The organism is Blastococcus sp. SYSU DS0552 (genome assembly GCF_054050815.1).
In genome coordinates, this window is sequence record NZ_JBJHAB010000007.1 from 211619 (window position 1) to 235165 (window position 23547).

Sequence of the window (23547 nt, forward strand, 5' to 3'; positions counted from 1 at the left end):
GCGGCCGTCGTCGTCCCGGGCCGCCGTCGCCGGTCGGGTCAGGGCGCGCCCGGAGGAGCCGGGACGGCGACGGTCCGCAGCTCGCCGTCGCCCAGGTGGAGCAGCGCGCGACCCGGCCGGAGCGGCCCGCCCACGGCACCGCGCGGGAGGCGCACGCCGATCAGGTCGCCGTCCGTGCTCCCCTGCGGCGACAGCAGCACGCCCTGCCTCGCCTTCCGCGCCTCCACCTGCCAGCCCGACAGGCCGGTGCAGATGCCGTCGGCGTTCCCGGCCAGCACCAGGCCGCAGCCGGGGACGGCGCCGCGCACGACCTCGCGGAACACCTCCCCCGCCGGGCAGTCCCGCAGCACCTCGCCGTCGTCCAGCAGCAGGACCAGCGGCCGGCCGGGTACGGAGCGGAGCAGTTCCTGCCAGCGCTCCGCCGGGGCCGCCGGGTCCAGCACGACGTCCAGCACGCCGGGCCGGCCGGCCAGGGCCCGCAGCGGTGAGACCTTCGGCGCGCACACGACGACCGACGTGCCCTGCCGCAGCAGCGACTCGGCCATGACGGCCAGCACCGTGCTCCGGCCCGAGCGCGCCGGCCCGGCGACGACGAACGCGGGCCCCCGCTGGACCAGGTCGGGGCCGGCGGCGGCCAGCTCGTCGCCACCGACGCCGACCAGGGCGAACCCCGCGCCGGCGCCGGCCGGGCGCAGCTCCCAGGCGGCCGCGAAGCCCAGGCGCGCGGGCAGCGCGTCGACCCGGAAGGGGCGGGCCGCCCGCGGCACCATCGCGTCGCGCACGTGCGCCGCCTTCGCGATCTCGGCGAGCGCCGCCGCCTGCCCCTGCCCCGACTCGTCGGGGGCGAGCAGCGCGACCTGCGTCTCGATCGCCCCCTCGACGGTGACCGCCCGCCCGGGCGGCAGCTCCCCGGGCACCTGCCGGCCGGGCACGCCGACCAGCGGGTAGTCGCCCCGGTCCGCGAGCCGCAGCACCAGCCGGCTGTCGGTGAGCGACGACAGCCGGCCGGTGCCCAGCGACCGGTCGCCGGTGACCACCACCGAGATCCCGGCGGAGGCCCCCTCCCGGAGGAGGGTCGTCAGCACGTCGGAGAGCCGGCCGCCGTCGACCTCGCCGAGCGTCGGCGTGAACCCCTCCCAGCGGTCGAGCAGGAGCAGGACGTGCGACAGCCGCTCCCCCGGCGGCACCGATCGGCGCTGCTCGCTCACGTCGGCGAAGCCGCCCTCGGCCAGCACCTGCTGGCGGCGCTCCAGCTCGCGGGCGAGCCGGTCGAGCAGCCGGGTGGCGCGCTCGGTCTGGGTGCGGGTCACCACCGCGCCGCAGTGCGGCAGGTCGGCCAGCGGCAGCAGCGCCCCGTTGCCGCAGTCGAGGGCGTACAGGTGCACGTCGGCGGTCGAGCAGCGCGCGCCGGCGGCCCCGGCCAGGGTGCGCAGCAGCTGCGACCGGCCGCTCTTCGGCGAGCCGACCACCAGCAGGTGCCCGTCGACCGCGGGGTCGAAGGCGGCCACCCGCCGCTCCTGGGTCGCGGGGAGGTCCTGCAGCCCGTAGGGCAGCCAGGTCGCCCGGCCGTCCACCGGGTCCGCCAGGTCGGCGACCAGCACCCGTGCGGGCAGCGCCGGCAGCCACGGGCTGCGCTGCGCGGGCACGCCCTCGGCCTGCGCAGCGCCGCGGACGGCGTCGACGAGCACCGACAGGTCGGTGACCTCGGCGTCGGAGGCCCGGCTCGCCGTCGCCGGCCGCCGCGGTGGCGCGTACCCCAGCTGGTGCCAGCCGAGGGGGACGGCGAACGGCGCCGCCGCGGCCACGGCGCCCTGGCCGGGACGCCGGCCCCCGATGCGGCCCGCCTGGAAGGGCACCAGCGCGCCGTGCCCGAGCCGCGCGAACCCGCGGCCGGGCGCGGACCGGGCGATGCGCGCGGCGTCGGGGGCCTCGAGCACGTCGCTGCTGTCGGCCGCGTCGGTGACGCGCAGCGAGATGCGCAGGTCGGTGTTCGCCCGGATCTCCGGCGAGACGACGCCGCTGGGCCGCTGGGTGGCCAGCAGCAGGTGGATGCCCAGCGACCGCCCGCGCTGGGCGATGCTCACCAGCCCGGCCACGAAGTCGGGCAGCTCCCGCGCCAGCGAGGCGAACTCGTCGATGACGATGAGCAGCCGGGGCAGCGGCGGCGAGCCGGGGTCGCGGGCCTGCAGTTCGACGTAGTCCTCGATGTCCTTGACGCCGGCCGCGGCCAGCCGGTGCTCGCGGTACCTGAGCTCCGCGCCGAGCGAGGTGAGCGCCCGTTCGACGAGGTGGGCGTCGAGGTCGGTGACCATGCCGACGGTGTGCGGCAGGTGCACGCAGTCCTTGAACGCGCTGCCGCCCTTGTAGTCGACCAGCACGAGGTTGAGCGCGTCCGGGCGGTTGGCCACCGCCAGGGACGCGATCATCGTCTGCAGCAGCTCCGACTTCCCCGCGCCGGTGGTCCCGGCGACCAGCCCGTGCGGGCCGTCGGTGCGCAGGTCGAGGGTGAACGGCCCGTGCAGACCCGCGCCGGCCACCACCCGCGTGCTCCGGCCCGCGAGCTGCCAGCGGGCACGCACGCCGTCGGCGGTGGGCGGCTCGAGCCCGAGTAGGTCGAGCAGCCGCACGCTGTCGGGCAGGACGGCGTCGTCCTCCTCCGGGCTCACGTCGCGCAACGGGGCCAGCGCCCGGGCCGCGCGTTCGGCCAGCTCCGCGGGCACCGGCTCGGCGAGCACGCCGGGCACCGGGTCGCGGCCGCTGCGCCGGACGACCAGCCGCGCCTCCTCGCCCGGGTCGAGGACGGCGGTCGCCGTGGCCGCCTCCGGCAGGAAGCGCTCCTCCTCGTCGGCGCAGACGGCGTACACCCCGAACGCGGGGCCGTCCTGCAGCAGCTGGGCCAGCCCGGGGGTGGCACGCAGCGACCGGAACCCGTGGACGACGAGCACGTGCGCCGGGAAGGACTCCGGGAGCAGGCGCCCGCCGCCGGCCGTCGCCGAGCGGCGGGTGCGGACGAGCGCCGCCAGCTCCGCGACCCGGGCGGCCACCGTCTCGGTGTCGTTGCCGACGGACGCGACCGGCCCCTCGCCGTCGGCCGGGCGGGCGTGCGGCAGCCAGCGCACCCAGCTCCAGTCCGCCTGGCTGCGCGCGGTGAGCAACGTGAGCGCCAGGTCGCGCGGCGGGTGGGTGACCGCCAGCTGCAGCACCACCCACCGCAGCAGGCCGGCCAGCGGGGCGGCCGGGCCGGCCAGGCCGACGACACCGGCCTCGCGGAGCCGCACCACGACGGGCGCGGCGTGCACGGTGCGCTGCTGCGGCGGCTCGTCGCGCCCCGACCGGTCGGTGACCACCACGCGGGCGGGCAGGTCGGCCGCGCCCAGCCGCAGGTCGAGGGCGTCGGGGTCGGTGCGGCGCCGCTCCCACAGCCGGCGGCCTGGCAGGACGGCGGTGAGCAGCGCGGTCGCCGGGTCCGGGTGCGCGTCGCGCCGGCGGGCGGTCTCCTCGGCCACGGCGCGGTCGATCCGCGCCCGGGCGCGGGCGAGCTCCCGGGCGTGCTCCTCGCGCGCCCGGCGCTCCTCACGGGCGCCCTGCCGGCGGTCGGCCACGGTGTTGCCGATCATCACCACCGGGCCGGCGACGGCGAACACCAGGTACAGCGGCGAGCGCAGGACGACCGCCAGCACGACGCCGACGAGCAGCGGCACGAGGACCATCACCAGCGGGAACCGGCGGGGCTCCCGCGGCGCCGGCTCCTGCGGCAGCTGGATGCGCACCTCGGGTGCCGAGGGGAGCAGCCGGGGGGCACGGACGAAGGCACGCGCCCCCGGGCCGGCCGGCTCGACGGCGGCGTCGGCGACGGGGGCCGGCTCGACGACCAGCTGGGTGTCACCGAGCTGCACGACCTGACCGGAGGCGAACGCCACGTCGTCGTCCTCGGGCACCGGCGCGCCCTCGACCGTGGTGCCGTTGGCCGAGCCGAGGTCGCGCAGCGTCGCGCCGTCCGCGCCGATCCGCAGCACCGCATGCCGGCGGGACATCGAGCGGTCGGTGAAGCCGAACGCGCCACTGCGGCCGAGCTCGTGCTCGCCCATCGGCAGCTCGGCGACCAGCCCGCTGCACGGGCCGCTGCGCACCCGCAGCTGCCAGCCACGCGGGCCGGCCGGCGCGGCCGCGGGCGCGGTCAGGTGGACGACGGCGCCGTCGACGAGGTCGCTCTCCCCCACCGGCTGCTCGTCGTCGAGCCGGCCGCCGGCGAGCCACACCCCCGCGGCGGGCAGGCCGACGACCCGGCCCAGCTCCGCGGCCAGCCGGCCGACCGGCAGGTCGTCGTCCACGTCGACGGCGACGTCGAGCAGCGTGCCGTCGGTCTGCCCGACGCTGACCTGGACGCGCACGCCGGGACCGTAGGCGGACGGCGCCGAACCGGTCCAACGCCGGCTGTGGAAAACCCCCTCCCGCAGGTTCCCCGCCCGGACGGCGCTCCCCGGTCAGGCCTCCAGCAGTTCGCGGGTGGCCGCGCCCACGGGGTCGCGGCGGGTGGGCAGCCGCTGCACCTCGGGCAGGAAGTCGGTGCGGTACTCCTCGAACAGCTCGCGCAGCCGCAGCGCGGGGTCCTTGTCCGAGTCGACGCGGATGTCCCAGAGGGGGTAGGCCTCCGACCCCAGCACCAGCACGTGCCCGGAGCGGGAGCCCTCCGTGTCGGCGCCGGTCGCCTCGCCGGCCTCCACGGCCAGCACCAGCCGCTCGGCGAGCTCGCGGTCCCGGTGGGCGTGGAACGCCTCGAGGGCCGCCTCGAGCGTCTGCCGGCCGACCAGCCGGTTGCCCGACACCACGACCGCGTCGTCCTCGAAGTGCCCCGACCAGCCGAGGCTGCGCCCACCGGTCCACGCGGCCGTGCAGCCATTGCGGTCGACGAAGCCGCACTGCCGCACGTCGCGACCGGGATCACGGCGGAGCACCTCGTCCAGCGCGGCCGGCGCCTCCAGCCCCTCGGCCATCAGCCGCAGCCCGTCCACGGCGAGGTAGGGGTTCATCGACGCCTGAGACGCGGCGGCGCCGACGCCCGGCGAGGCGTGCCCCACGAGCTTGCCGACCCCCATGAGCGCGGTCAGGGCACCGACTCCCAACTCACCGGTGTGCGGGCAGCGGGCCACGATCGAGAAGGTCATGCGGGGGTCTCCGTCCGTCCCAGGTCGTCCCGCCGCAGGTGCCCGCCCCGGTCGGCGCTCAACCGGACCCGCCGCCTCAGAAGGTGAGCACGAGCCGTCCGCGCACGCCCCCCGCCTCCAGCACCCGGTGCGCCTCGGCCGCCTGCTCGGCGGGGAACGTGCGGGCCACCCGGAGGGTCACCGCACCCTCCTCGACCTGCTGGCGGAGCCGGTCCAGCGCCGCCCGGTCCTCGGCGACCTTCCGGACCATGGTCGGGAAGAAACGCAGGCCGCGCTCGCCGTTGCCGCGGTAGCCGCGCACCGTGGCCACCGCTCCCCCGTCGCGGACGGCGGGCAGCACCTGCTCGTCCTGCACCGATCCGTCGGCCAGCCCGTCGACGCCCTCGGGGAAGTGTTCGCGGATCCGGTCGGCGACGTCGTCCCCGCGCCGGACGACGACGTCGGCGCCCAGCCCCCGTACCAGCTCCTCGTCGGCCCCGGAGGCGTCGGCCACCACGGTGAGCCCGTCGGCCTTCGCCAGCTGCACCACGTAGCCGCCGAAGGCGCCCGCCGCGCCGGTCACCGCGAGCACCTGACCCGGCTGCAGCGCCATGAGGTCCAGGGCGAGCCGGGCGGTGAGCCCGTTCATGGGCAGGGTCGACGCCTCGACGGCGGTCGCCCCGGCCGGCGCGCGGACGACGGAGCCGCCCGGCAGCACCTTGTCCTCGCGGTAGGCGCCGTAGGGCCCGAAGGGCACGACGATCCCCATCGCCAGGTCGCCCACGGACAGGTGGTCGACGCCCTCGCCGAGCTCGGTGACGACGCCGGCGACGTCCATCCCCGGCACCCACGGTGGGGTCTTCACCGGGTCACGTCCGGCGTAGGCGCCGCTGCGGGCGTGGGTGTCGGTCGGGCTCACCGCGGCCGCCTCGACCCGCAGCCGCACCTGACCCGGCCCCAGGGGCTCGGGCTCCACCTCGACGATGTGCAGGGCCTCCGGCCCACCGAACTCGGTCACTCCCGCTGCACGCATGGCTCCTGCATACACGCGCACGCAGGAGTGAACGCGAGAGACCCAGAACCGAAGTGGTTCTGGGTCTCAGGCGTTCAACGGGTTCTCAGCCCTTGAGCTTGTACTCCTTGAGCAGACCGCGGCTGATGATCGTCTTCTGGATCTCGCTGGTGCCCTCGCCGATGAGCAGGAACGGCGCCTCGCGCATGAGGCGCTCGATCTCGTACTCCTTGGAGTAGCCGTAGCCGCCGTGGATGCGGAAGGACTGCGTGGTGACCTCGGCGCAGTACTCGCTGGCGATCAGCTTGGCCATGCCGGCCTCGACGTCGTTGCGCTTGCCGGCGTCCTTGAGGCGGGCGGCGTTGACCATCATCAGGTGCGCGGCCTCGACCTTGGTGGCCATCTCGGCCAGCTGGAAGGCGATCGCCTGGTGCTGGGCGATCGGCTTGCCGAAGGTCTCCCGCTGCTGGGCGTAGGCGACGGCGAGCTCGAAGGCGCGGATCGAGATGCCGCAGGCGCGGGCGGCGACGTTGACCCGGCCGACCTCGACGCCGTCCATCATCTGGGCGAAGCCACGGCCGGGCTCGCCGCCGAGGATGTCGGTGGCCTCCGCCCGGTAGCCGTCGAACACCAGCTCGGTGGTGTCGACGCCCTTGTAGCCCATCTTGTCGATCTTGCCGGGGATGGTGAGCCCGGGCTTGACCTCGCCGAACCCGGCCGGCTTCTCGACCAGGAACGTCGTCAGGTTCTGGTGGACCTTCTCGGCGCCCTCGTCGGTGCGCACCAGCGCCGCGACCAGGGTGGAGCTGCCGCCGTTGGTCAGCCACATCTTCTGGCCGTCGATGACGTAACCGCCGTCGGCCTGCTTCACGGCCTTGGTGCGGATGCCGGCGACGTCGGAGCCCAGCCCCGGCTCGGACATCGAGAAGGCACCGCGCACCTCGCCGGTGGCCATGCGGGGCAGGTAGTACTCCTTCTGCTCCTGCGTGCCGTGCTGCTTGAGCATGTACGCCACGATGAAGTGGGTGTTGATGACGCCGGAGACGCTCATCCAGCCGCGGGCGATCTCCTCGACCACCAGCGCGTAGGTGAGCAGCGACTCGCCGAGGCCGCCGTACTCCTCGGGGATCATCAGCCCGAAGATGCCCAGCTCCTTGAGCCCGTCGACGATCTCCTGCGGGTAGGTGTCGCCGTGCTCGAGCTCCTGCGCGTTCGGGATGATCTCGCGGTCGACGAAGCTCCTGACCGTCGACAGGATCTCGCGCTGGATGTCGGTCAGGTCGGCGGTCTGGGCCAGACGGGTCACAGGTTCGCTCCTCGGGGACGCCGGTGTCCGGGTTACCGGTGAGTATGGGGCACCCGGTCCCCGGGCTCTGCGTGCGCTCGGTCACTCCCGCGCGCGGCGGACCGGCGAGCACGACCCGCCCGGCCCCTAGGCTCGGCGGCATGCGCGAGGCATCGGCGCCGGTGGGCGGACCGCCCGAGGTGGAGCTCGCCCTGCCGTTCCGCGGCCGCTGGCTGACGCAGAACAGCCCGGCGCGGCGGGTGCCGTCCCACGGCGTGGACGTGCTCGGCGAGCGGTACGCCGTCGACTTCCTCCCCGTCGACGACCGGCACCGGACGGCCGGCACCCGCGACTGGCGCACGCTCCTGGCCGTCGAACCGCCGGAGCGCTTCGTGGGTTTCGACCGGCCGGTCCTCGCCCCGGCCGGTGGCGTCGTCGTCCACGTGCACGACGGCGAGCCCGACCACGGGGCGCGCCGCTCCCAGCTCGCCCTGCTCGGCTACGCGCTGGGCCAGGCCGGGCGGCTGCGCCAGGGGGTTCCCGCCGTGGCGGGCAATCACGTCGTCATCGCGCTGCCGGCGCCCGGCCGGTTCGTCGCGCTGGCCCACCTGCGATCCGGTTCGCTCCGCGTCTCGGTGGGTGATGCGGTCCGCCCCGGACAGCACCTGGCCGGGTGCGGCAACTCCGGCAACTCGACCCAGCCGCACCTGCACCTGCAGGCCATGGACAGCGCCGACCTGACCGTCGCCCGCGGGCTCCCGGTCGCGTTCACCCGCTTCCGGGAGTGGCCGCGCGGCGGAGCGCCGCGGAGCCGGGAGCGGGGGATGCCGGGCGAGGGCGCGGTGGTCGAGCCGGAGGAGACCGAGGCGGGCTAGCGTGCGGCGGTGACCTACCGTGACGACCCGCCGGAGGGCGGCTACGGCCCACCGCCGGGATACGGCCCGCCCCCCGGCTACGGGCAGCCCTACGGTCCGCCCGGCTACGGCGCCCCGCCGGGATACGGCCCGCCGCAGTGGGGCCGGCCGACGAACACCCTGGCGATCCTCGCCCTGGTCATGGCGTTCGTCTTCGCGCCCGTCGGGCTGGTGCTCGGCATCATCGCCCGCCGGCAGATCCGCGAGACCGGCGAGGAGGGTGCCGGCCTGGCGCTGGCCGGGATCATCGTCGGCGGCCTGGTCACCGGCTTCTTCGTGCTCATGATCGTGCTCTGGATCGTCGCGTTCGCGGCGCTGACCAGCACCGGCTTCGGCCCCTGATCGCCGCTCGCCGTTGGCGGCGATGAGTTCCGGGCGCTCCAGCGGTCCCCCCTCCACCGACGACGAGAGGGGCAACGGTGGCTCAACTGCTCAGGGTGCAGAACCTCACGGTCTCCAGCGACGGCTTCGGCGCCGGCGAGGGGCAGAGCCTCGAGCGGCCGTTCGGCCACGCCGACCCCGGCGAGCTGATGGCCTGGGCCCTCGCCACGGCGAGCTTCCCGAACCGCTCCGAACCCGGGGGCAGCCGCGGGCTCGACGACTACTTCACCCGCGACTTCGCCCACGGCATCGGCGCGGAGATCATGGGCCGCAACAAGTTCAGCCCGCACCGCGGGCCGTGGCGCGACCTCGACTGGCAGGGCTGGTGGGGTGCCGAACCGCCGTTCCACACGCCCGTGTTCGTGATGACCCACCACGTCCGTCCCTCGTTCACGCTCTCGGACACCACGTTCCACTTCGTGGACGCCGACCCCGGGACGGTGCTCGCGCAGGCGCGTGCGGCCGCCCAGGGCAAGGACGTGCGGCTCGGTGGCGGCGCCACCGTCATCCGGGAGTTCCTCGCCGCCGACCTCGTCGACACCCTGCACGTGGCCGTCTCGCCGGTGCAGCTCGGCTCCGGCGTCCGGCTGTGGGAGTCGCCGGACGAGCTGCTCGACCGCTTCCACCGCGACGTCGTGCCGAGCCCGAGCGGCGTGACCCACCACCTGTTCTGGCGGAGGTAGCGAGAACGACGAACGGCGGCCCCGGACCGCTCCGGAGCCGCCGCGTCGTGGCCTCTCAGTCCTCGGGGGGTGTGAAGGACGACGTCCGGGACATGCCCGCGGCGCGGCCCTTGCCGGCGATGACCAGCGCCATCTTGCGGCTGGCCTCGTCGATCATCTCGTCGCCCAGCATCGCCGAGCCCTTCTTGCCGCCGGCCTCCGACGTGTACCAGTCGTAGGCGTCGAGGATCAGCTCGGCGTGGTCGTAGTCCTCCTGCGACGGCGCGTAGATCTCGTTGGCGGCGTCGATCTGGCCCGGGTGCAGCACCCACTTGCCGTCGAAGCCGAGGACGGCCGACCGCTTCGCGACCTCCTCGAACGCCGGCACGTCGCGCACCTGCAGGAACGGGCCGTCGATGGCCTGCACGCCACGGGCGCGGGCGGCCATCAGGATCTGCATGAGGATGTAGTGGAACGGGTCACCCGGGTAGTCCGGGTGCAGGGCGCCGACCACCAGCGACTTCATGTTGATGCTGGCCATGAAGTCGGCCGGGCCGAAGATGATCGTCTCGATGCGGTCGCTGGCGAACGCGATGTCGTTGACGTTGATCAGGCCCTGCGCCGTCTCGATCTGCGCCTCGATGCCGATGCGCCCGACGGGCAGCCCGTTGGTCTTCTCGATCTGGGTGAGCAGGAAGTCCAGCGCGCGCACCTGGGCGGCGTCGACGACCTTCGGCAGCATGATGCAGTCGAGGTTGGCGCCGGCGCCCTCGACGACCTCGATGACGTCGCGGTAGGTCCACTCCGTCGTCCAGTCGTTGACCCGGACGGTGCGGATCTTGTCGCCCCAGCCGCCCTCGTTCAGCGCCGCGACGATGTTCTTGCGGGCGCCGGGCTTGGCCAGCGGCGCGCACGCGTCCTCCAGGTCGAGGAACACCTGGTCGGCGGGGAGGCCCTTGGCCTTCTCCAGGAACCGGGGGTTGCTGCCCGGGACGGCCAGGTTGGAACGACGGGATCGGAGCTCGGCCACGGTGCCTCCGCGTGTGGGTCGGAAAGTTCGGCTACCGGAGGGTAGCGACGGCGTCGCACGCCCGCGCTGCCGCGTTGATCATCGACCGTCGGCCCCGTCGCAGGGGCCCGCCACGAGCCTGCGAGTGGTCGGGAGGCCTCGGTGCCGGGTCCAGCCGCGAGCCTGCGAGTAGTGGGGGGGACCGAGGTCCTTCTGGGGGTCCTTGCTCAGGTGGCGGGCTCCACCAGGGTCGCCGGACGCCCGGCCCGCACCACCAGCGCCACCCCGGCCACCACCAGCACGACCCCGGGCAGCGCCAGCAGCGGCGGCACCTGGCCGAGGAGGACGAGCGCGAACAGCAGCGCGCCGGGCACCTCGAGCAGGACGGCGAGGCTCACCACGGTCGGGCCCACCGACGAGAGCACCAGGTTGAGCAGCGTGTGCCCGAACAGCTGCGCGGAGACGGTGATGCCCGCGATCAGCCACCAGTCCCGGGCCTCGAACCCGCCCAGCGGCGCGTCGACGAGCAGCGCCGCCACCGCGATCACGACGGCGCACACGGAGTAGCAGACGACGGCGTAGGCCGAGGTCGCCAGCCGCCGCCGGGCGCGCGCCCCGGCCAGGACGTACCCGCCGGCGCAGATCGCCCCGAGCAGGGCCAGCGCATCGCCCGCGAGCGCCTCGGCGCTCACCGTGACGTCCACGCCCACGATCAGCACGACGCCGGCGAACGCGAGGAGCAGCCCCCACCAGACCGCGGCCGGCAGCCGCACCCCCGAGATCCGGGCCGCGAGCGCCGTCCAGATCGGCGTGGTGGTGACCAGCGCGACCGAGGCGGCCACCGTCGTCATCGACAGGCTCGGCAGCCACGCGGCGAAGTGCGCCGCGAGGAAGAGCCCCGCGACCACCGAGCTGCGCAGGTCCCGCGCCCGCAGGCCGGCCAGCGTGGCCCGCTCGCGGGTGAGCAGCACGGGCACCAGCGCGGCCGCGCCCGCTGCGTTGCGCCAGAACGCCAGCGCCAGCATCGGCGCGGTGACCATCGCGGTCAGCGGCGCCGACAGCGAGACCCCCACGACCGCGAGGGAGAGGAGGCCCACGTCCCGGCTCCCGGGTCGGTGCAGCGCCCAGGCGGAGGACGCGTGGCCCTCCTGCAGGGCCCCGCCGCGAGCGGGCGAGTGGCGGGGGGCAGGAGGGCCCTTCACCAGGACGGCACCCGGATCCGACCGCTCGCCACCGGGACGACGGCACCGCGCACGGTGGTCGCGACCGCCCGCCCGCCGGCCGCGGTGACGGTGCACCCGAGGACCGAGGGGCGCCCCATCCGCTCGCCCTGCCGCACGGTGAACGACGTCGTCCCCTCCCCGGCCACCAGACCGCTCTCGACCAGCCACACCCCCGCGCCCAGCGCGGCGGAGCCGGTGGCCGGGTCCTCGCCCCAGTTCAGGTCGCGGGCGAAGACGCGCGCGCGGGCGGTCGCGGTCGCGCCGTCCCAGGAGAGCACCGACACGCCCTCACCGACGTCGAGCCCGGCGAGCGCGGCCCGGTCGGGGTCGGCCCGGTCGACGGCGTCGGGGCACACGGACAGGTAGCCGAAGGGCAGGCCGCAGCCGGCGACGTCCGAGGGAACCCCGGTGACGTCGGCCTCGTCCAGCCCGAGCGCAGCGGCCAGCACAGCCGGCGCGGGTCCGTCCTGGAGCGTCGGCCGGCCACCGGAGAGGGTCGCGCCGCCGTCGTCGACCACCACGTCGAGCACCCCGGCCCCGCACTCCTGGCGCAGCGTCCCCGCCGGCAGCCGCCCGGTGCGGACCAGGGTGTGCGCCGCGCCGACGCTCGGATGGCCGGCGAAGGGCAGCTCGGCGTAGGGCGTGAAGATCCGCACCCGGTAGTCGGCGCCGGGCTCCGTGGGGGCGCACAGGAACGACGTCTCCGAGAGCTGGAACTCGTTCGCCAGGGCCTGGCACTGCTGCGTCGTGAGCTCGTCGGCGGCGAAGACCACCGCCAGCGGGTTCCCGGCGAACGCCCGCGGGGCGAACACGTCGACGACCTCGTACTCCAGCGCAACCGGGGCAGTCACGGCGCCGACGGTAGCCTTCCGATCCGTGACGACGGCGACCAGGGCGTACGTCTCCCGGCTTGCCGGGCTGACCGTCTTCGACCCCAACGGCGACCGGGTCGGGAAGGTCCGCGACGTCGTCGTCGGGCTCCGGGTGGGCACCGCCTGCCCCCGCGTCCTCGGCCTCGTGGTCGAGGTGGTCGCCCGGCGGCGGATCTTCGTGCCGATGGGCCGGGTGACGGCGCTGGACCCGGGAGCGGTGATGCTCGCGTCGGGCACCCTCAACCTCAAGCGGTTCGAGCAGCGGGGCGGCGAGACCCTCGTGCTCGGCGAGCTGCTCGACCGGCAGGTGACGATCAACGAGTCCGGCCGCCCGGCCACGGTCGTCGACGCCGGCATGGAGCAGACCCGCACCGGCGACTGGCTGCTGTCCCGGGTCGCCGTCCAGGAGCCCGGTCGCATCGGCCGGCGCGGGCAGCTGCACCAGCTCGAGTGGGGCGAGGTCACCGGGCTGGCGCTCTCGCCGGCCGGGCAGGGCGCCGAGACGCTGATCGCCACCTACCGGGAGCTGAACGCAGCGGACATGGCGCACGCGCTCCAGGAGCTCCCGATCAAACGCCGGCACGAGGTCGCCGAGGCCATGGACGACGTGCGGCTGGCCGACGTCCTGGGCGAGCTCCCCGAGGCCGAGCAGATCACCATCCTCGGCACGCTGGAGGAGGGCCGCGCGGCCGACGTCCTGGAGGAGATGGACCCCGACGACGCCGCGGACCTGCTCTCCGAGCTGCACCACGTCGACCGCGACCGGCTGCTCGAGCTGATGGAGCCCGACGAGGCCGAGTCGGTGCGCCAGCTGCTCAAGTACTCGGAGGACACCGCCGGCGGGATCATGACCAGCGAGCCGGTCATCCTCTCCCCCGACGCCACCGTCGCCGAGGCGCTGGCCCGGGTGCGGCAGGAGGAGATCACCCCCTCGCTGGCCAGTCAGGTGTACGTCTGCCGCCCGCCGTCGGCCACGCCGACCGGGCGGTACCTGGGGCTCGCGCACATCCAGCGGCTGCTGCGCGAGCCACCCTCGACCCTGGTGAGCGGCGTGCTCGACGACCTGGAGCCGCTCAGGCCGGAGGCGCCGCTCGCCGAGGTCACCCGCTACTTCGCCACCTACAACCTGGTCGCCGCGCCGGTGGTCGACGCGCAGGGCCGGCTGGTCGGCGCGGTGAGCGTCGACGACGTCCTCGACCACCTGCTTCCCGATGACTGGCGGGAGCGGGCGCGCCGTGGCTGACACGCCCCGGCTGGACGTCCCGCGCGGCGGCGCCCGCCGGTTCGGCAGCTTCCTGCGGCTCAACCCCGACGCGGTCGGGCAGTTCGCCGAGGGCATCGCGCGCTTCCTGGGGACGGGGCGGTTCCTGGCCGTCCAGACGATCCTCGTCGTCGTCTGGATCTCGCTGAACGTCTTCGCCGTGCAGCTGCGCTGGGACCCGTACCCGTTCATCCTGCTCAACCTGGCGTTCTCGACCCAGGCCGCGTACGCCGCCCCGCTCATCCTGCTGGCGCAGAACCGGCAGGCCGACCGCGATCGCGTGCAGGCCGAGGAGGACCGCGCCCGGGCGGCGCAGAACCGCGCCGACACCGAGTACCTGGCCCGCGAGCTGGCCGCGCTCCGCGTGGCCGTCGGCGAGCTGGCCACCCGGGACTTCATCCGCGGCGAGCTCAACCGGCTGGTGCCGGGCGAGGGCGAGGACCGGGAGCGGCGCGACAAGAAGGGCAAGAGGAAGCGCGACCCGGTCGCCTGAGCCCGCTCAGTGCTCGGCGCGGTCCAGGTCGATCAGCGCCAGCCCGATCTCCGGGCGCATGGTCTTGCGCAGCTGCGCCGGGCTCTCCCGGACCACCACCTCCAGCGTGGGCCACACCTCGCCCTCGAGCAGGTGGCCGCCGCGCGTGGTGGCGTCGGGCAGGCCGAGGACGGCGTGCAGGTGCAGCGCCGGGTTCCCGTCGGTGCCCAGGGCGACGTCGCCGATCAGCGAGAGCACCTCGCACTGCTGGCCGACGGTGACCCGCCGGTAGTCGCTGGTCTGCCGGTCGAACCAGCCGACCACCGCGCGCCGGAACGCGCCGACGGCGGTGACCTGGGCGGCGGAGAGCTGCTCCTCCCGGGCGAACGAGGTCAGCTCCGCCACCGCCTCGTCCCCCTCGTCGAGGATCACGACGTAGGTGCGCTCGCGTTCCGCACTCGTTCCCGGGGTGGTGATCTCGCGGTGCTGCACGGGGTCCCTCCGATCGTCGGGGTCGGGCACCCGCTGCCGTGCCCCCCGATCGGCCCCCCAATCCCCCGGGCGGCCCCGTGCCGCCGGTCAGCGGACGAGGCCGGTCCCGTACAGGCGGTCGAGCAGCTCCTGCGCCAGCCAGGCCATGGGGAGCAGCAGTCCCAGCGCCCACAGCCGGGTGCTGCGCCGGCGGGGCAGCAGCAGGACGACGACCAGGACGACGACGACCTCCACGACCGCCTGCACCGGGTGCAGCACCACGTCGCTGCCGGTCCGATCCGGCCAGAAGCCGCGGAGCGCGCCGTTCGCCAGGGCCGTCCCCGCGGCCAGCGCGAGCAGCGCCCCGGGCAGCGGACCCGGCCGGCGGGAGGCCCACCAGCAGACCGCCGCGAACACCGCCACCGCGGTGGCCGCGAGGAGCAGCCAGGCGGCGATCAGCCCGGGGTCGTAGCCGAAGCCGAGCACGAGGACCGCCCAGCCGTAGTAGGCGGCGGTCATCGCGGCGAAGAAGACGGCCGCACGGACCCCGGCCGACGCGATGCCGGGCGCGAACCGCCCGATCAGCGCCACCACGAGCACCCAGGCCGCCGGGTACGTGCCGAGGTCGGCGGCCCACCGCCATCCCGACTCGTCGCCCAGCTTGGCCGCCACGCCGGCGACCCCGCCCAGGACGGCGAGACCGGCGAGCCGCAGGAACGCCTCCCGCCGGGCGGCCGCCCGCCCCGGCGTCGCAGCCTCGGTCGCCTCGGTCACCCCGCGATCCTGGCCGCGGGGGCGGGCGAGCTGCGGTTCCGGCGCGCCTGGGTACCGGTCAGCCGGTGGCGACGTGCACGAGCGCCCCGGCCGCCCCCGCGAGCACCAGCACCACGATGAACGGCGCCCGCAGCGCCAGGGCCAGGGCAGCGACGGCCAGCCCGGCCAGCCGCCCGTCGAGCACGAGCCGGTCGCCGCTGGTGAGGGCCTGCACCACCACGAGGGCGGCCAGCAGCGCGGCGGGCACGAAGTCGACGACCCGCGCGACCCACGGCTGCTCCACCCACGCCGCCGGCACCGACAGGCCGGCCAGCTTCAGCAGGTAGCAGCCGGCCGAGGCCACCAGGACCGCCGTCCACACCGCGGTAGCGCTCATGCCGGGCGGACCTCTGTCCGCGGCCGGCCGGCGAGCGCGACCGCCACCACCGCGGCGACGACCTGCACGCCGGCGGGCACGAACGGCGTCAGGGCCAGCGCCACGACCGCTCCCCCGAGGGCGACGCGGCGCTGGACCTGCGCCTCCGGGAAGCCGGCGCGCAGCCGGGGCCACAGCAGCGCGAGGAAGGCCGCGGGGACGACGGCGTCCAGCGCCGCCTCGGCCGCCCCACCGAGCTCCGAGGCGCCGAGCACGCCGATCAGCGTCGTGACGTTCCAGCCGAGGTAGATGGTGGCGCCGGTGGCCCAGAACGCCAGGCGGCCCAGCTCGCGGTCGGGCGCGGCCACGGCCATCGCCGTCGTCTCGTCGATCACCCAGTGCGCCGCACCGGCCCGCCGGGCCGGTCCCCGGGGCGCCAAGAGCGGGGCCATGCGGACGCCGTAGACGGTGTTGCGCGTGCCGAGCAGCAGTGCGCTGCCCGCGGCCGCCGCCGCACTCCCGCCGGCCCCCAGGACGCCGACGAGCGCGAACTGCGACGCGCCGGTGAACATCACCGCCGAGAGGGTCATCGCCTGCCAGACGTCCAGCCCGGCCGCGTCGGCGGCGGCTCCGAAGGCGATGCCGTACAACCCGACCGCGAGGCCCAGCCCCACGGCGTCGCGCAGGGTCTGGGAGCGGTCGGCCGGCACGACCCCGACCCTAGGACGCGGCCGGCTGCGCGGTAGATCACCCTCCGCCGGGCCGGCCGGGCCGCCACCCGCCGTACAGTGGCAGGCGACCGATCGCGCAGGTCGCCGCTTCTGGCCGCAGACCGCCGGACGCCGGTCCCCCGTCGAAGGAGACAGACGAACACCATGTCCGACCAGCTGACCGGCACCCCGGCGCTCGACGCCGTCAACGCCGCTCTGGCCACCGTCCAGGACCCGGAGATCAACCGCCCGCTCACCGAGCTCGGCATGGTCAAGGACGTGCGGATCGGGCCCGACGGCTCGGTCGACGTCGAGGTGTACCTGACCGTCGCCGGCTGCCCGATGCGGGAGACGATCACCAACCGGGTCACCGCCGCCGTCGGCGCCGTCCCCGGCGTGACCTCGGTGCAGGTCGCCCTCGACGTGATGAGCGACGAGCAGCGCGCCGAGCTGCGCAAGACCGTGCGCGGCACCGACGCCGCGGACCCGGTGATCCCGTTCGCCCAGCCCGGCTCGCTCACCCGCGTCTACGCCGTCGCCTCGGGCAAGGGCGGCGTCGGCAAGTCCAGCGTCACCGTGAACCTCGCCGCGGCCCTGGCCAAGCGCGGGCTGTCGGTCGGCGTCGTGGACGCCGACATCTACGGCCACTCGGTGCCGCGGATGCTCGGGGTCGACGACAAGCCCACCCAGGTCGACAACATGATCATGCCGCCGCAGTCGATGGGCGTGAAGGTCATCTCGATCGGCATGTTCACCCCGGGCAACACCCCGGTCGTGTGGCGCGGGCCGATGCTGCACCGCGCGCTGCAGCAGTTCCTCGCCGACGTGTGGTGGGGCGACCTCGACGTCCTGCTGCTGGACCTCCCCCCAGGCACCGGTGACGTCGCGATCTCCATCGCGCAGCTCCTGCCCAACGCCGAGATCCTCGTCGTCACCACCCCGCAGCTGGCCGCGGCCGAGGTGGCCGAGCGCGCCGGTGCGATCGCCACGCAGACCCACCAGCAGGTCGTCGGCGTCATCGAGAACATGAGCTGGATGGAGCTCCCCGACGGCTCGCGCGTCGAGGTCTTCGGCTCCGGCGGAGGGCAGACGGTCAGCGACGCGCTCACCCGCACCCTCGGTGCGCGCGTCCCGCTGCTGGGTCAGATCCCGCTGGACACCCGGCTCCGGGAGGCCGGCGACGCCGGTGCGCCGATCGTCCTCGCCGACCCCGAGACCCCGGCCGCCAAGGCGCTGGAGAAGATCGCCGACGGGCTCGCCGTCCGCCAGCGCGGGCTCTCCGGGATGAGCCTCGGGCTCACCCCCGTCAAGCACTGAGCTGAGCCACCCGCTCTGGGGGTGTTCCTCCCGCTGTCGGCGTCCTTCAGGACTCCACCAGCGGGAGGAACACCCCCAGAGTCGTGAGCAGGGGTCGTCCTGCGCCGCCCGGCTCAGGGGGTCAGGTCGCGTCGATGTCGAACGGCGGCGGGACGCTGCGGTCGCGCAGCTGCGCGGCGACCACCGTGGCGGCGGTCGCCCCGTTCGCCGTGGCGGCGGGTACCCGGGCGTCGTCGTCGTCACCCAGCAGCTGCTCGCGGATGAACGTCCGCGGGTGGTACTTGCGCAGGTCGAGGTCGCGCAACTCCGCGAAGTCGTCGCCGAGGGAGTCGTTGACCTGGGTGCGCATGCCGGTGACCGCACTGCGCAACCGCTTGAGCCCGGCGGCGGCCTCGCGCGCCAGGTCGGGCAGGCGCTCGGGCCCGAAGATGAACAGGGCGGCGAGCGCCAGCACGAAGATCTCGCCCCAGCCGATCGAGTCGAACACCGTGCTCCCTGTTCCTCCGGCCGCCAGCGCTACCGAGGGTCAGCGTAGCCGCCGCCGGGCCTATGCGGCGGCGAGCGTCACCTCGACCGTGCGCGAGCTCCCGCCGCGCACGAGCTCGACGGTCACGACGTCCCCCGGCTGCCGGGCGTCGACGGCGACGGCCAGCTCCTCGGAACTGCCGACCGGCGTGTCCCCGACGGCGATGATGACGTCCTGCTCGCGGATGCCGGCCTCGGCCGCGGGGCTGCCCGGCTCGACGTTGACGACCAGGGCGCCGTCGCGCGTGCCGTCGGTCACCGAGCGGGCGTTGACGCCGAGCGTGGCGTGCACGGCCGAGCCGGTGGCGATGAGCTGCTCGGTGATCCGCTTCACCGTGTCCACCGGGATCGCGAAACCGAGGCCGATCGACCCACCGGCGCCGGTCGAGGCGATCGCGGTGTTGATGCCGACCAGCGCCCCGCTCCCGTCGACCAGCGCCCCACCGGAGTTGCCCGGGTTGATCGGGGCGTCGGTCTGCACCGCGCTGATCACCGCATTGGTGTCGGTGCCCTCGCCGGAGAGCCGGACCGGGCGGTCCAGCGCGCTGACGATCCCGCTGGTGACGGTGCCCGCCAGCCCCAGCGGCGAGCCGATCGCCACCACCGGGTCGCCGACCACGACGTCGCCGGACCGGCCCAGCGCGGCCGTCACCAGACCGGGCTTCTCCACCTTGACGACGGCGAGGTCGCTGGCCGGGTCGCGGCCCACGATGCGCGCGGCGGATCCGCTGCCGTCGGAGAAGACCGCCCGGATCTCGGCGCCCTCGACGTCGTCGGCGCCGGAGATGACGTGGTTGTTCGTGACGATGTAGCCGTTCTCGCCGTCGATCACGACCCCGGATCCGGTGGCGCCTGCCTGGCCGACGCGCACCTCGATCGAGACGACCGCCGGGATCACCGCCTCGGCGATGCCCGACACCGACCCCTGCTCGCGGGGCCCGCCCGGATCGACCTGGGTGAGGGTGGTGCCCGGGGTGTAGAGGGGCGTCTCGTCCGCGGTGCGGGTGAGGTACCAGCCGACGCCGCCGCCGACGAGGCCGACGACCAGCAGGCCGAGCACGGCGAGCGTGGTCAGGCGGATCGAGAGGTCGCGCAGCCGCACCTTGCGGCGGCCGCGGGCGTCCACGACGACGGGGCCGGGCTGGCGGTCCTCGTCGTACACGGCGGGAGCGCCCAGCGCGGCGGGGGACGACGGGTCGCGCCAGGGGTCCTCACGCGCGTCGGCCTTCCACCACGGGCCGGTGGCGGTGCGCCGCCGTCCGGGGCGCCCACCCGGCGGCTCCTGCAGGCCGCCCCGCCCCGGAGCGGGTGGGCCGAAGGCGCGCAGCAGCGCCTCGGGCGGTGGGGGCGGCACCGGGCGCGGCGGGAGGGTCGGGCGGTCGCCGGCGAAGCTGCCCGCCACCCGCTCCGGGCGTCCGAAGGCCGTGGCCTGCGCGGGGGTGGGCTGGGGGGCGCGGACCGGGCCGGGCGCCACCCGGGGGGCCGTCGTCTCGTCGAAGGCGCCGGCCTGGCCCTCGGGCCGCGCGTAGGCGGCGGCGTCGCCGTCCTCCGGGGTGTCGCGCCGCGTGCTGCTCAGGGGGTGCCGCCCGGGGAGCCGAGGCCGCCGACGGTGCCGATGGTCACCGTCCGCAGCACCGGCGGCGCGACCTCGGTGTGCTGCTCCGGCCGCACCGGATCGGCCGCGGGCGCGCGGCCGCCGTCGGGCGGCAGGGTGAGCGCCAGCGCCGTCACCCCGGCGCCCAGGCCGACGATCGTCCCGGCGACGCCGCGGCGGAACCAGCGGTGGTCGGACGACGTGCGCCGGTGCGCCCCTTCGGTGAGGTCGACGGAGAAGGCGCCGGTGCTGCCCGTGACCGTCAGCTCCCCGGCCGAGGCGCTCAGCCCCCCGGTGCCGGCACCGGCCCCCGGTACCTCGGCGGTGAAGGGGATGGCGCGGAGCCGGGACAGCAGATCACCGGGCATGGCCACGTCGGCGGAGCCGTGGAGGGCCTCCTTGGCCTCGCGCTGCGCGGCCACGGCCATCCGGCAGGAGGCGCAGGCGGTGAGGTGGCGGGCCGCCCGACCGGCGGGCCCGGCGGAGAGCTCGCCGTCGACCAGTGCGGCGATCGCCTCCTGCGCCAGGTGGCTCTCCGGGATGCTCATGCCCCCACCTCCCCCGGGACGCCCGCCCGGCGCGGGGCCAGGTGGGCCAGCGCCTCGCGCAGCTGCACCCGCCCCCGGTGGATGCGGCTGCGCACGGTGCCGAGCTTGATGCCCAGCGTGGCGGCGATCTCCTCGTAGGTCAGCCCCTCGATGTCGCACAGCACGACGGCCACCCGGAACTCCGGGGACAGCGCGTCGAGCGCCGCCTGCACCTGGGGGTCGAGGTGCGTGTCGGCGTACACCTGCTCCGGGCTCGGCGCGCGGCCGGGCAGCCGCTCCGTGTCGTCAGGCAGCGCGTCGAAGCGGATCCGCTGCCGACGCCGGACCATGTCGAGGAACAGGTTCGTGGTGATCCGGTGCAGCCAGCCCTCGAAGGTGCCCGGCGAGTAGTCGGCCAGCGAGCGGAACACCCGGACGAAGGTCTCCTGCGTCAGGTCCTCGGCGTCCTGGGGGTTGCCCGACAGGCGGTAGGCCAGCCGGTACACCCGGGCGGAGTGGTCGCGGACGACCTGCTCCCAGGACGGCGCCACCCAGCCCGGCTGCTCCGCGGGAGCGGCGGACTGCGGGGCGGTGGCCTCGGGCACGCCACCAGGATCGCAGACGGGGCCGCCCGCGACCTCCCCGGCGTCGGCGGGTCCGGACGCGGCACGCGTGAATCGCACGTCCTGGTCAACGGTCGATCGGCACACCCGTGTTCCCGCGCACCGGGACTCCCAGCAGACGCACAGGTGCGCCCGCGCACGCGGCAGCGGCGGTGCGGGCAACTACCCTCGGTCGGTGATGAGCGCCGATCAGCCGCCGCCCGGAGGCGGCACCGACCCGGGCGCCGCCTACGCCGACCGCTTCGCCGCCGAGTCCCCCGAGATGGTGGCCGCCCGGCGCCGCGCGCAGTTCCTCTCCGGGGCGGGCCCGGTGGAGCCCCCGGTGGGCGGCACCCTGGCCGTCCTCGCCGCCACGAGCGGTGCCCGCTCGGTGGTCTCGATCGGCAGCGGCGGGGGGCTGGCCGCGCTGTGGCTGCTGCGCGGGATGCGGTCCGACGGGGTGCTGACCGCGCTGGACGGCGATCCCGAGCAGCTGCGCGCGGCACGTGCCGCCCTCGCCGAGGCCCGCGTGCCGGCCAGCCGGGCACGGCTGATCTTCGGCACCCCCGGGGAGGTCCTCCCCCGGCTCTCACCCGGCGGCTACGACATGGTGTGCTGCGCCGGCCCGCCCCGGGAGTACGCCGAGCACCTCGCCGCACTGCTCGCCCTGGTCCGGGTCGGCGGCACGCTGACCTGCCACGGGCTGCTCGAGGGCGGCCGGGTCGCCGACCGCACTGCCCGCGATCCCCAGTCGGTGGCCTGGCGGGAGATCGCCCGCACGATCCGGGACGACGAGACCCTGCTGCCCGCCGTCCTGCCGATCGGCACCGGCCTGCTCGTCGCTACCAAGCGCGGGTAACGCGACGAAGGACCCCAGAAGGACCTCGGTTCCCCCCACCACTCGCAGGCTCGCGGCGGGACCCTGCACCGAGGCCTCCCGACCACTCGCGAGCTCGCGGCGAGCCTCCGGACGGGGCCTACAGGTAGGCGCGGGCGCCCTTGCCGAGCACGGTGATCCCGCCCGCGCTGACGTGGTAGCGCTCCAGGTCCAGGTCGTGGTCGAAACCGATCCGCGCACCCGCGGGCACGACGGCGTTCTTGTCCAGGATCGCCCGCCGGACCTGCGCACCCTCCCCGATGTAGGCGCCGTCCATGACGACGCTGTCCTCGACCCGGGCGCCCCGCTCGACGCGCACCCCCGGCGAGATCACGGAGTTGTGCACCGAGCCGCCGCCGATGATCGCGCCGGCGCTGACCATGGACTCCTCGGCGCGGCCACCCAGCACGAACTTCGCCGGCGGGCGCTGCGGCGGCAGCGTGTAGATCGGCCACCGCTCGTTGTAGAGGTTGAACACCGGCGAGACCGACACCAGGTCCATGTGCGCGTCGTAGTAGGAGTCGATCGTCCCGACGTCGCGCCAGTACCCCTGGTCCCGCTCGGTCGCACCGGGCACCACGTTGGTGGAGAAGTCGTAGACCCAGGCCTCTCCTGCCTCGGCCAGCATGGGCATGATCGAGCCGCCCATGTCGTGCACCGAGTCCTGGTCCTCCGCGTCGGTGCGCAGCGCCTCGAGCAGGGCGTCGGTGGTGAAGACGTAGTTGCCCATGGAGGCGAAGCTCTCCTCGGGCGAGTCCGGCAGGCCGGGCGGCTCTGCGGGCTTCTCCAGGAACCCCCGCACCTTGCCCGCCGCGTCGGAGTCGATGACGCCGAACTCGGTCGCCTCCCGCCGCGGCACCCGCAGCCCGGCGATGGTGACGCCCGCACCGGTCTGCAGGTGCTGGTCGATCATCTGCGCCGGGTCCATGCGGTAGACGTGGTCGGCGCCGAAGACGACGACGATCTCCGGGCGCTCGTCGTAGATGAGGTTCAGGCTCTGGAAGATCGCGTCGGCGCTGCCGGTGTACCAGCGGGGGCCGAGGCGCTGCTGCGCCGGCACCGGTGTCACGTAGTTGCCGAGCAGGCTGGACATCCGCCAGGTCTGGGTGATGTGACGGTCCAGGCTGTGGCTCTTGTACTGGGTGAGGACGGCGATGTGCCGGACGTCGCCGTTGACCAGGTTGGAGAGGACGAAGTCGATGAGCCGGTAGTTGCCGCCGAAGGGGACGGCCGGCTTCGCGCGGTCCTGGGTCAGCGGAGACAGCCGCTTCCCCTCACCGCCCGCCAGGACGATGCCGAGCACCCGTGGACCGCCGCGCATGCCAGAAACGTATCCGTTGGCCGACGCGGGCACAGCACGAACCGCACGGAGGCCACCCGTCTGGGTCCCGCGCCGAGCCCGGTGACGCGCTGGAACGGCCACCTTCCAGGGGCCCGCGCCGAGCCCGGTGACGCGCTGGAACGGCCACCTTCCAGGGGCCCGCGCCGAGCCCGGTGACGCGCTGGAACGGCCACCTTCCAGGGGCCCGCGCCGAGCCCGGTGACGCGCTGGAACGGCCA

The 23547-nt window shown here is 75.3% G+C and carries 23 protein-coding genes; 7 read left to right on the plus strand and 16 right to left on the minus strand.

Translation table 11 applies throughout. The annotated features are described in order from the left end of the window. Positions 1-38: 38 nt before the first annotated feature. The 4 genes from ACI8AG_RS09685 to ACI8AG_RS09700 form a co-directional block, all read right to left on the minus strand. Positions 39-4391 (minus strand): FtsK/SpoIIIE domain-containing protein, encoded by a 4353-nt coding sequence (locus tag ACI8AG_RS09685; protein WP_456596869.1) that lies wholly within the window; start codon positions 4389-4391, stop codon positions 39-41. Positions 4392-4484: 93 nt separating this feature from the next. Then, positions 4485-5165: a DUF1028 domain-containing protein gene (locus tag ACI8AG_RS09690; protein WP_456596870.1), complete on the minus strand. Its 681-nt coding sequence runs from the start codon at positions 5163-5165 to the stop codon at positions 4485-4487. A 76-nt stretch (positions 5166-5241) separates the two neighbouring features. Then, a complete protein-coding gene (locus ACI8AG_RS09695) occupies positions 5242-6177 on the minus strand; it encodes a quinone oxidoreductase family protein (protein ID WP_456596871.1) in 936 nt (311 codons plus the stop codon). A gap of 85 nt (positions 6178-6262) precedes the next feature. Beyond that, positions 6263-7462, minus strand: coding sequence for an acyl-CoA dehydrogenase family protein (locus tag ACI8AG_RS09700; protein WP_456596872.1), 1200 nt, complete (start codon positions 7460-7462; stop codon positions 6263-6265). Positions 7463-7602: 140 nt separating this feature from the next. On the opposite strand from ACI8AG_RS09700, the gene ACI8AG_RS09705 reads away from it, so the two are divergent. The 3 genes from ACI8AG_RS09705 (at position 7603) to ACI8AG_RS09715 (ending at position 9419) form a co-directional block, all read left to right on the plus strand. After that, a complete protein-coding gene (locus ACI8AG_RS09705) occupies positions 7603-8316 on the plus strand; it encodes a M23 family metallopeptidase (RefSeq protein ID WP_456596873.1) in 714 nt (237 codons plus the stop codon). A gap of 9 nt (positions 8317-8325) precedes the next feature. Beyond that, entirely contained in the window at positions 8326-8697 is a 372-nt protein-coding gene (locus tag ACI8AG_RS09710) for a DUF4190 domain-containing protein (protein ID WP_456596874.1), read from the plus strand. 77 nt (positions 8698-8774) lie between these two features. Continuing rightward, positions 8775-9419, plus strand: a complete 645-nt coding sequence (locus tag ACI8AG_RS09715) for a dihydrofolate reductase family protein (protein ID WP_456596875.1) — start codon at positions 8775-8777, stop codon at positions 9417-9419. Positions 9420-9474: 55 nt separating this feature from the next. Here ACI8AG_RS09715 and ACI8AG_RS09720 read toward each other — a convergent pair whose 3' ends face one another. The 3 genes from ACI8AG_RS09720 to ACI8AG_RS09730 form a co-directional block, all read right to left on the minus strand. Continuing rightward, entirely contained in the window at positions 9475-10428 is a 954-nt protein-coding gene (locus ACI8AG_RS09720; RefSeq protein ID WP_456596876.1) for an HpcH/HpaI aldolase/citrate lyase family protein, read from the minus strand. 206 nt (positions 10429-10634) lie between these two features. Then, complete coding sequence (locus tag ACI8AG_RS09725) at positions 10635-11504, minus strand: DMT family transporter (RefSeq protein WP_456587338.1); 870 nt, start codon at positions 11502-11504, stop codon at positions 10635-10637. Between the two features lie 101 nt (positions 11505-11605). Further along, a complete protein-coding gene (locus tag ACI8AG_RS09730) occupies positions 11606-12481 on the minus strand; it encodes a PhzF family phenazine biosynthesis protein (protein WP_456587337.1) in 876 nt (291 codons plus the stop codon). Between the two features lie 25 nt (positions 12482-12506). Here ACI8AG_RS09730 and ACI8AG_RS09735 point away from each other — a divergent pair, with 25 nt between their 5' ends. Beyond that, positions 12507-13745, plus strand: a complete 1239-nt coding sequence (locus tag ACI8AG_RS09735) for a magnesium transporter MgtE N-terminal domain-containing protein (protein ID WP_456587336.1) — start codon at positions 12507-12509, stop codon at positions 13743-13745. Next, positions 13738-14256, plus strand: a complete 519-nt coding sequence (locus ACI8AG_RS09740) for a DUF1003 domain-containing protein (RefSeq protein ID WP_456596877.1) — start codon at positions 13738-13740, stop codon at positions 14254-14256. The genes ACI8AG_RS09735 and ACI8AG_RS09740 overlap by 8 nt, the downstream gene beginning before the upstream one ends. A gap of 6 nt (positions 14257-14262) precedes the next feature. On the opposite strand, the gene ACI8AG_RS09745 is transcribed toward ACI8AG_RS09740, so the two are convergent. The 4 genes from ACI8AG_RS09745 to ACI8AG_RS09760 all read right to left on the minus strand — a co-directional run bounded on the left by ACI8AG_RS09745 (position 14263) and on the right by ACI8AG_RS09760 (position 16545). Then, positions 14263-14727, minus strand: coding sequence for a PPC domain-containing DNA-binding protein (locus ACI8AG_RS09745; RefSeq protein ID WP_456596878.1), 465 nt, complete (start codon positions 14725-14727; stop codon positions 14263-14265). 87 nt (positions 14728-14814) lie between these two features. Then, entirely contained in the window at positions 14815-15480 is a 666-nt protein-coding gene (locus ACI8AG_RS09750; RefSeq protein ID WP_456596879.1) for a DUF6518 family protein, read from the minus strand. Positions 15481-15538: 58 nt separating this feature from the next. Then, positions 15539-15856, minus strand: a complete 318-nt coding sequence (locus ACI8AG_RS09755; RefSeq protein WP_456596880.1) for an AzlD domain-containing protein — start codon at positions 15854-15856, stop codon at positions 15539-15541. Continuing rightward, the gene (locus ACI8AG_RS09760; protein WP_456596881.1) at positions 15853-16545 is read right to left on the minus strand and encodes an AzlC family ABC transporter permease; all 693 of its coding nucleotides are present in this window, start codon (positions 16543-16545) and stop codon (positions 15853-15855) included. Before ACI8AG_RS09760 ends, ACI8AG_RS09755 begins: the two co-directional genes overlap by 4 nt. Before the next feature lie 165 nt (positions 16546-16710). Between ACI8AG_RS09760 and ACI8AG_RS09765 the strand changes: the two genes are divergently transcribed. Next, positions 16711-17862 carry an Mrp/NBP35 family ATP-binding protein gene (locus ACI8AG_RS09765; protein ID WP_456587330.1) on the plus strand — a complete coding sequence of 384 codons (1152 nt, stop codon included), beginning with the start codon at positions 16711-16713 and terminating at the stop codon, positions 17860-17862. Between the two features lie 121 nt (positions 17863-17983). Here ACI8AG_RS09765 and ACI8AG_RS09770 read toward each other — a convergent pair whose 3' ends face one another. The 4 genes from ACI8AG_RS09770 to sigE all read right to left on the minus strand — a co-directional run bounded on the left by ACI8AG_RS09770 (position 17984) and on the right by sigE (position 21113). After that, complete coding sequence (locus ACI8AG_RS09770) at positions 17984-18349, minus strand: twin-arginine translocase TatA/TatE family subunit (protein ID WP_456587329.1); 366 nt, start codon at positions 18347-18349, stop codon at positions 17984-17986. A gap of 60 nt (positions 18350-18409) precedes the next feature. Next, positions 18410-19861 carry a S1C family serine protease gene (locus tag ACI8AG_RS09775; protein WP_456596882.1) on the minus strand — a complete coding sequence of 484 codons (1452 nt, stop codon included), beginning with the start codon at positions 19859-19861 and terminating at the stop codon, positions 18410-18412. A gap of 98 nt (positions 19862-19959) precedes the next feature. Then, complete coding sequence (locus ACI8AG_RS09780; protein WP_456587327.1) at positions 19960-20529, minus strand: anti-sigma factor family protein; 570 nt, start codon at positions 20527-20529, stop codon at positions 19960-19962. Next, positions 20526-21113, minus strand: a complete 588-nt coding sequence (gene sigE / locus ACI8AG_RS09785; protein WP_456587326.1) for an RNA polymerase sigma factor SigE — start codon at positions 21111-21113, stop codon at positions 20526-20528. The genes ACI8AG_RS09780 and sigE overlap by 4 nt, the downstream gene beginning before the upstream one ends. Positions 21114-21309: 196 nt before the next feature. Between sigE and ACI8AG_RS09790 the strand changes: the two genes are divergently transcribed. After that, the gene (locus tag ACI8AG_RS09790; protein WP_456596883.1) at positions 21310-21969 is read left to right on the plus strand and encodes an O-methyltransferase; all 660 of its coding nucleotides are present in this window, start codon (positions 21310-21312) and stop codon (positions 21967-21969) included. A gap of 118 nt (positions 21970-22087) precedes the next feature. Here ACI8AG_RS09790 and glgC read toward each other — a convergent pair whose 3' ends face one another. Then, positions 22088-23308 carry a glucose-1-phosphate adenylyltransferase gene (gene glgC / locus ACI8AG_RS09795; RefSeq protein WP_456596884.1) on the minus strand — a complete coding sequence of 407 codons (1221 nt, stop codon included), beginning with the start codon at positions 23306-23308 and terminating at the stop codon, positions 22088-22090. Between the last annotated feature and the right edge of the window lie 239 nt (positions 23309-23547).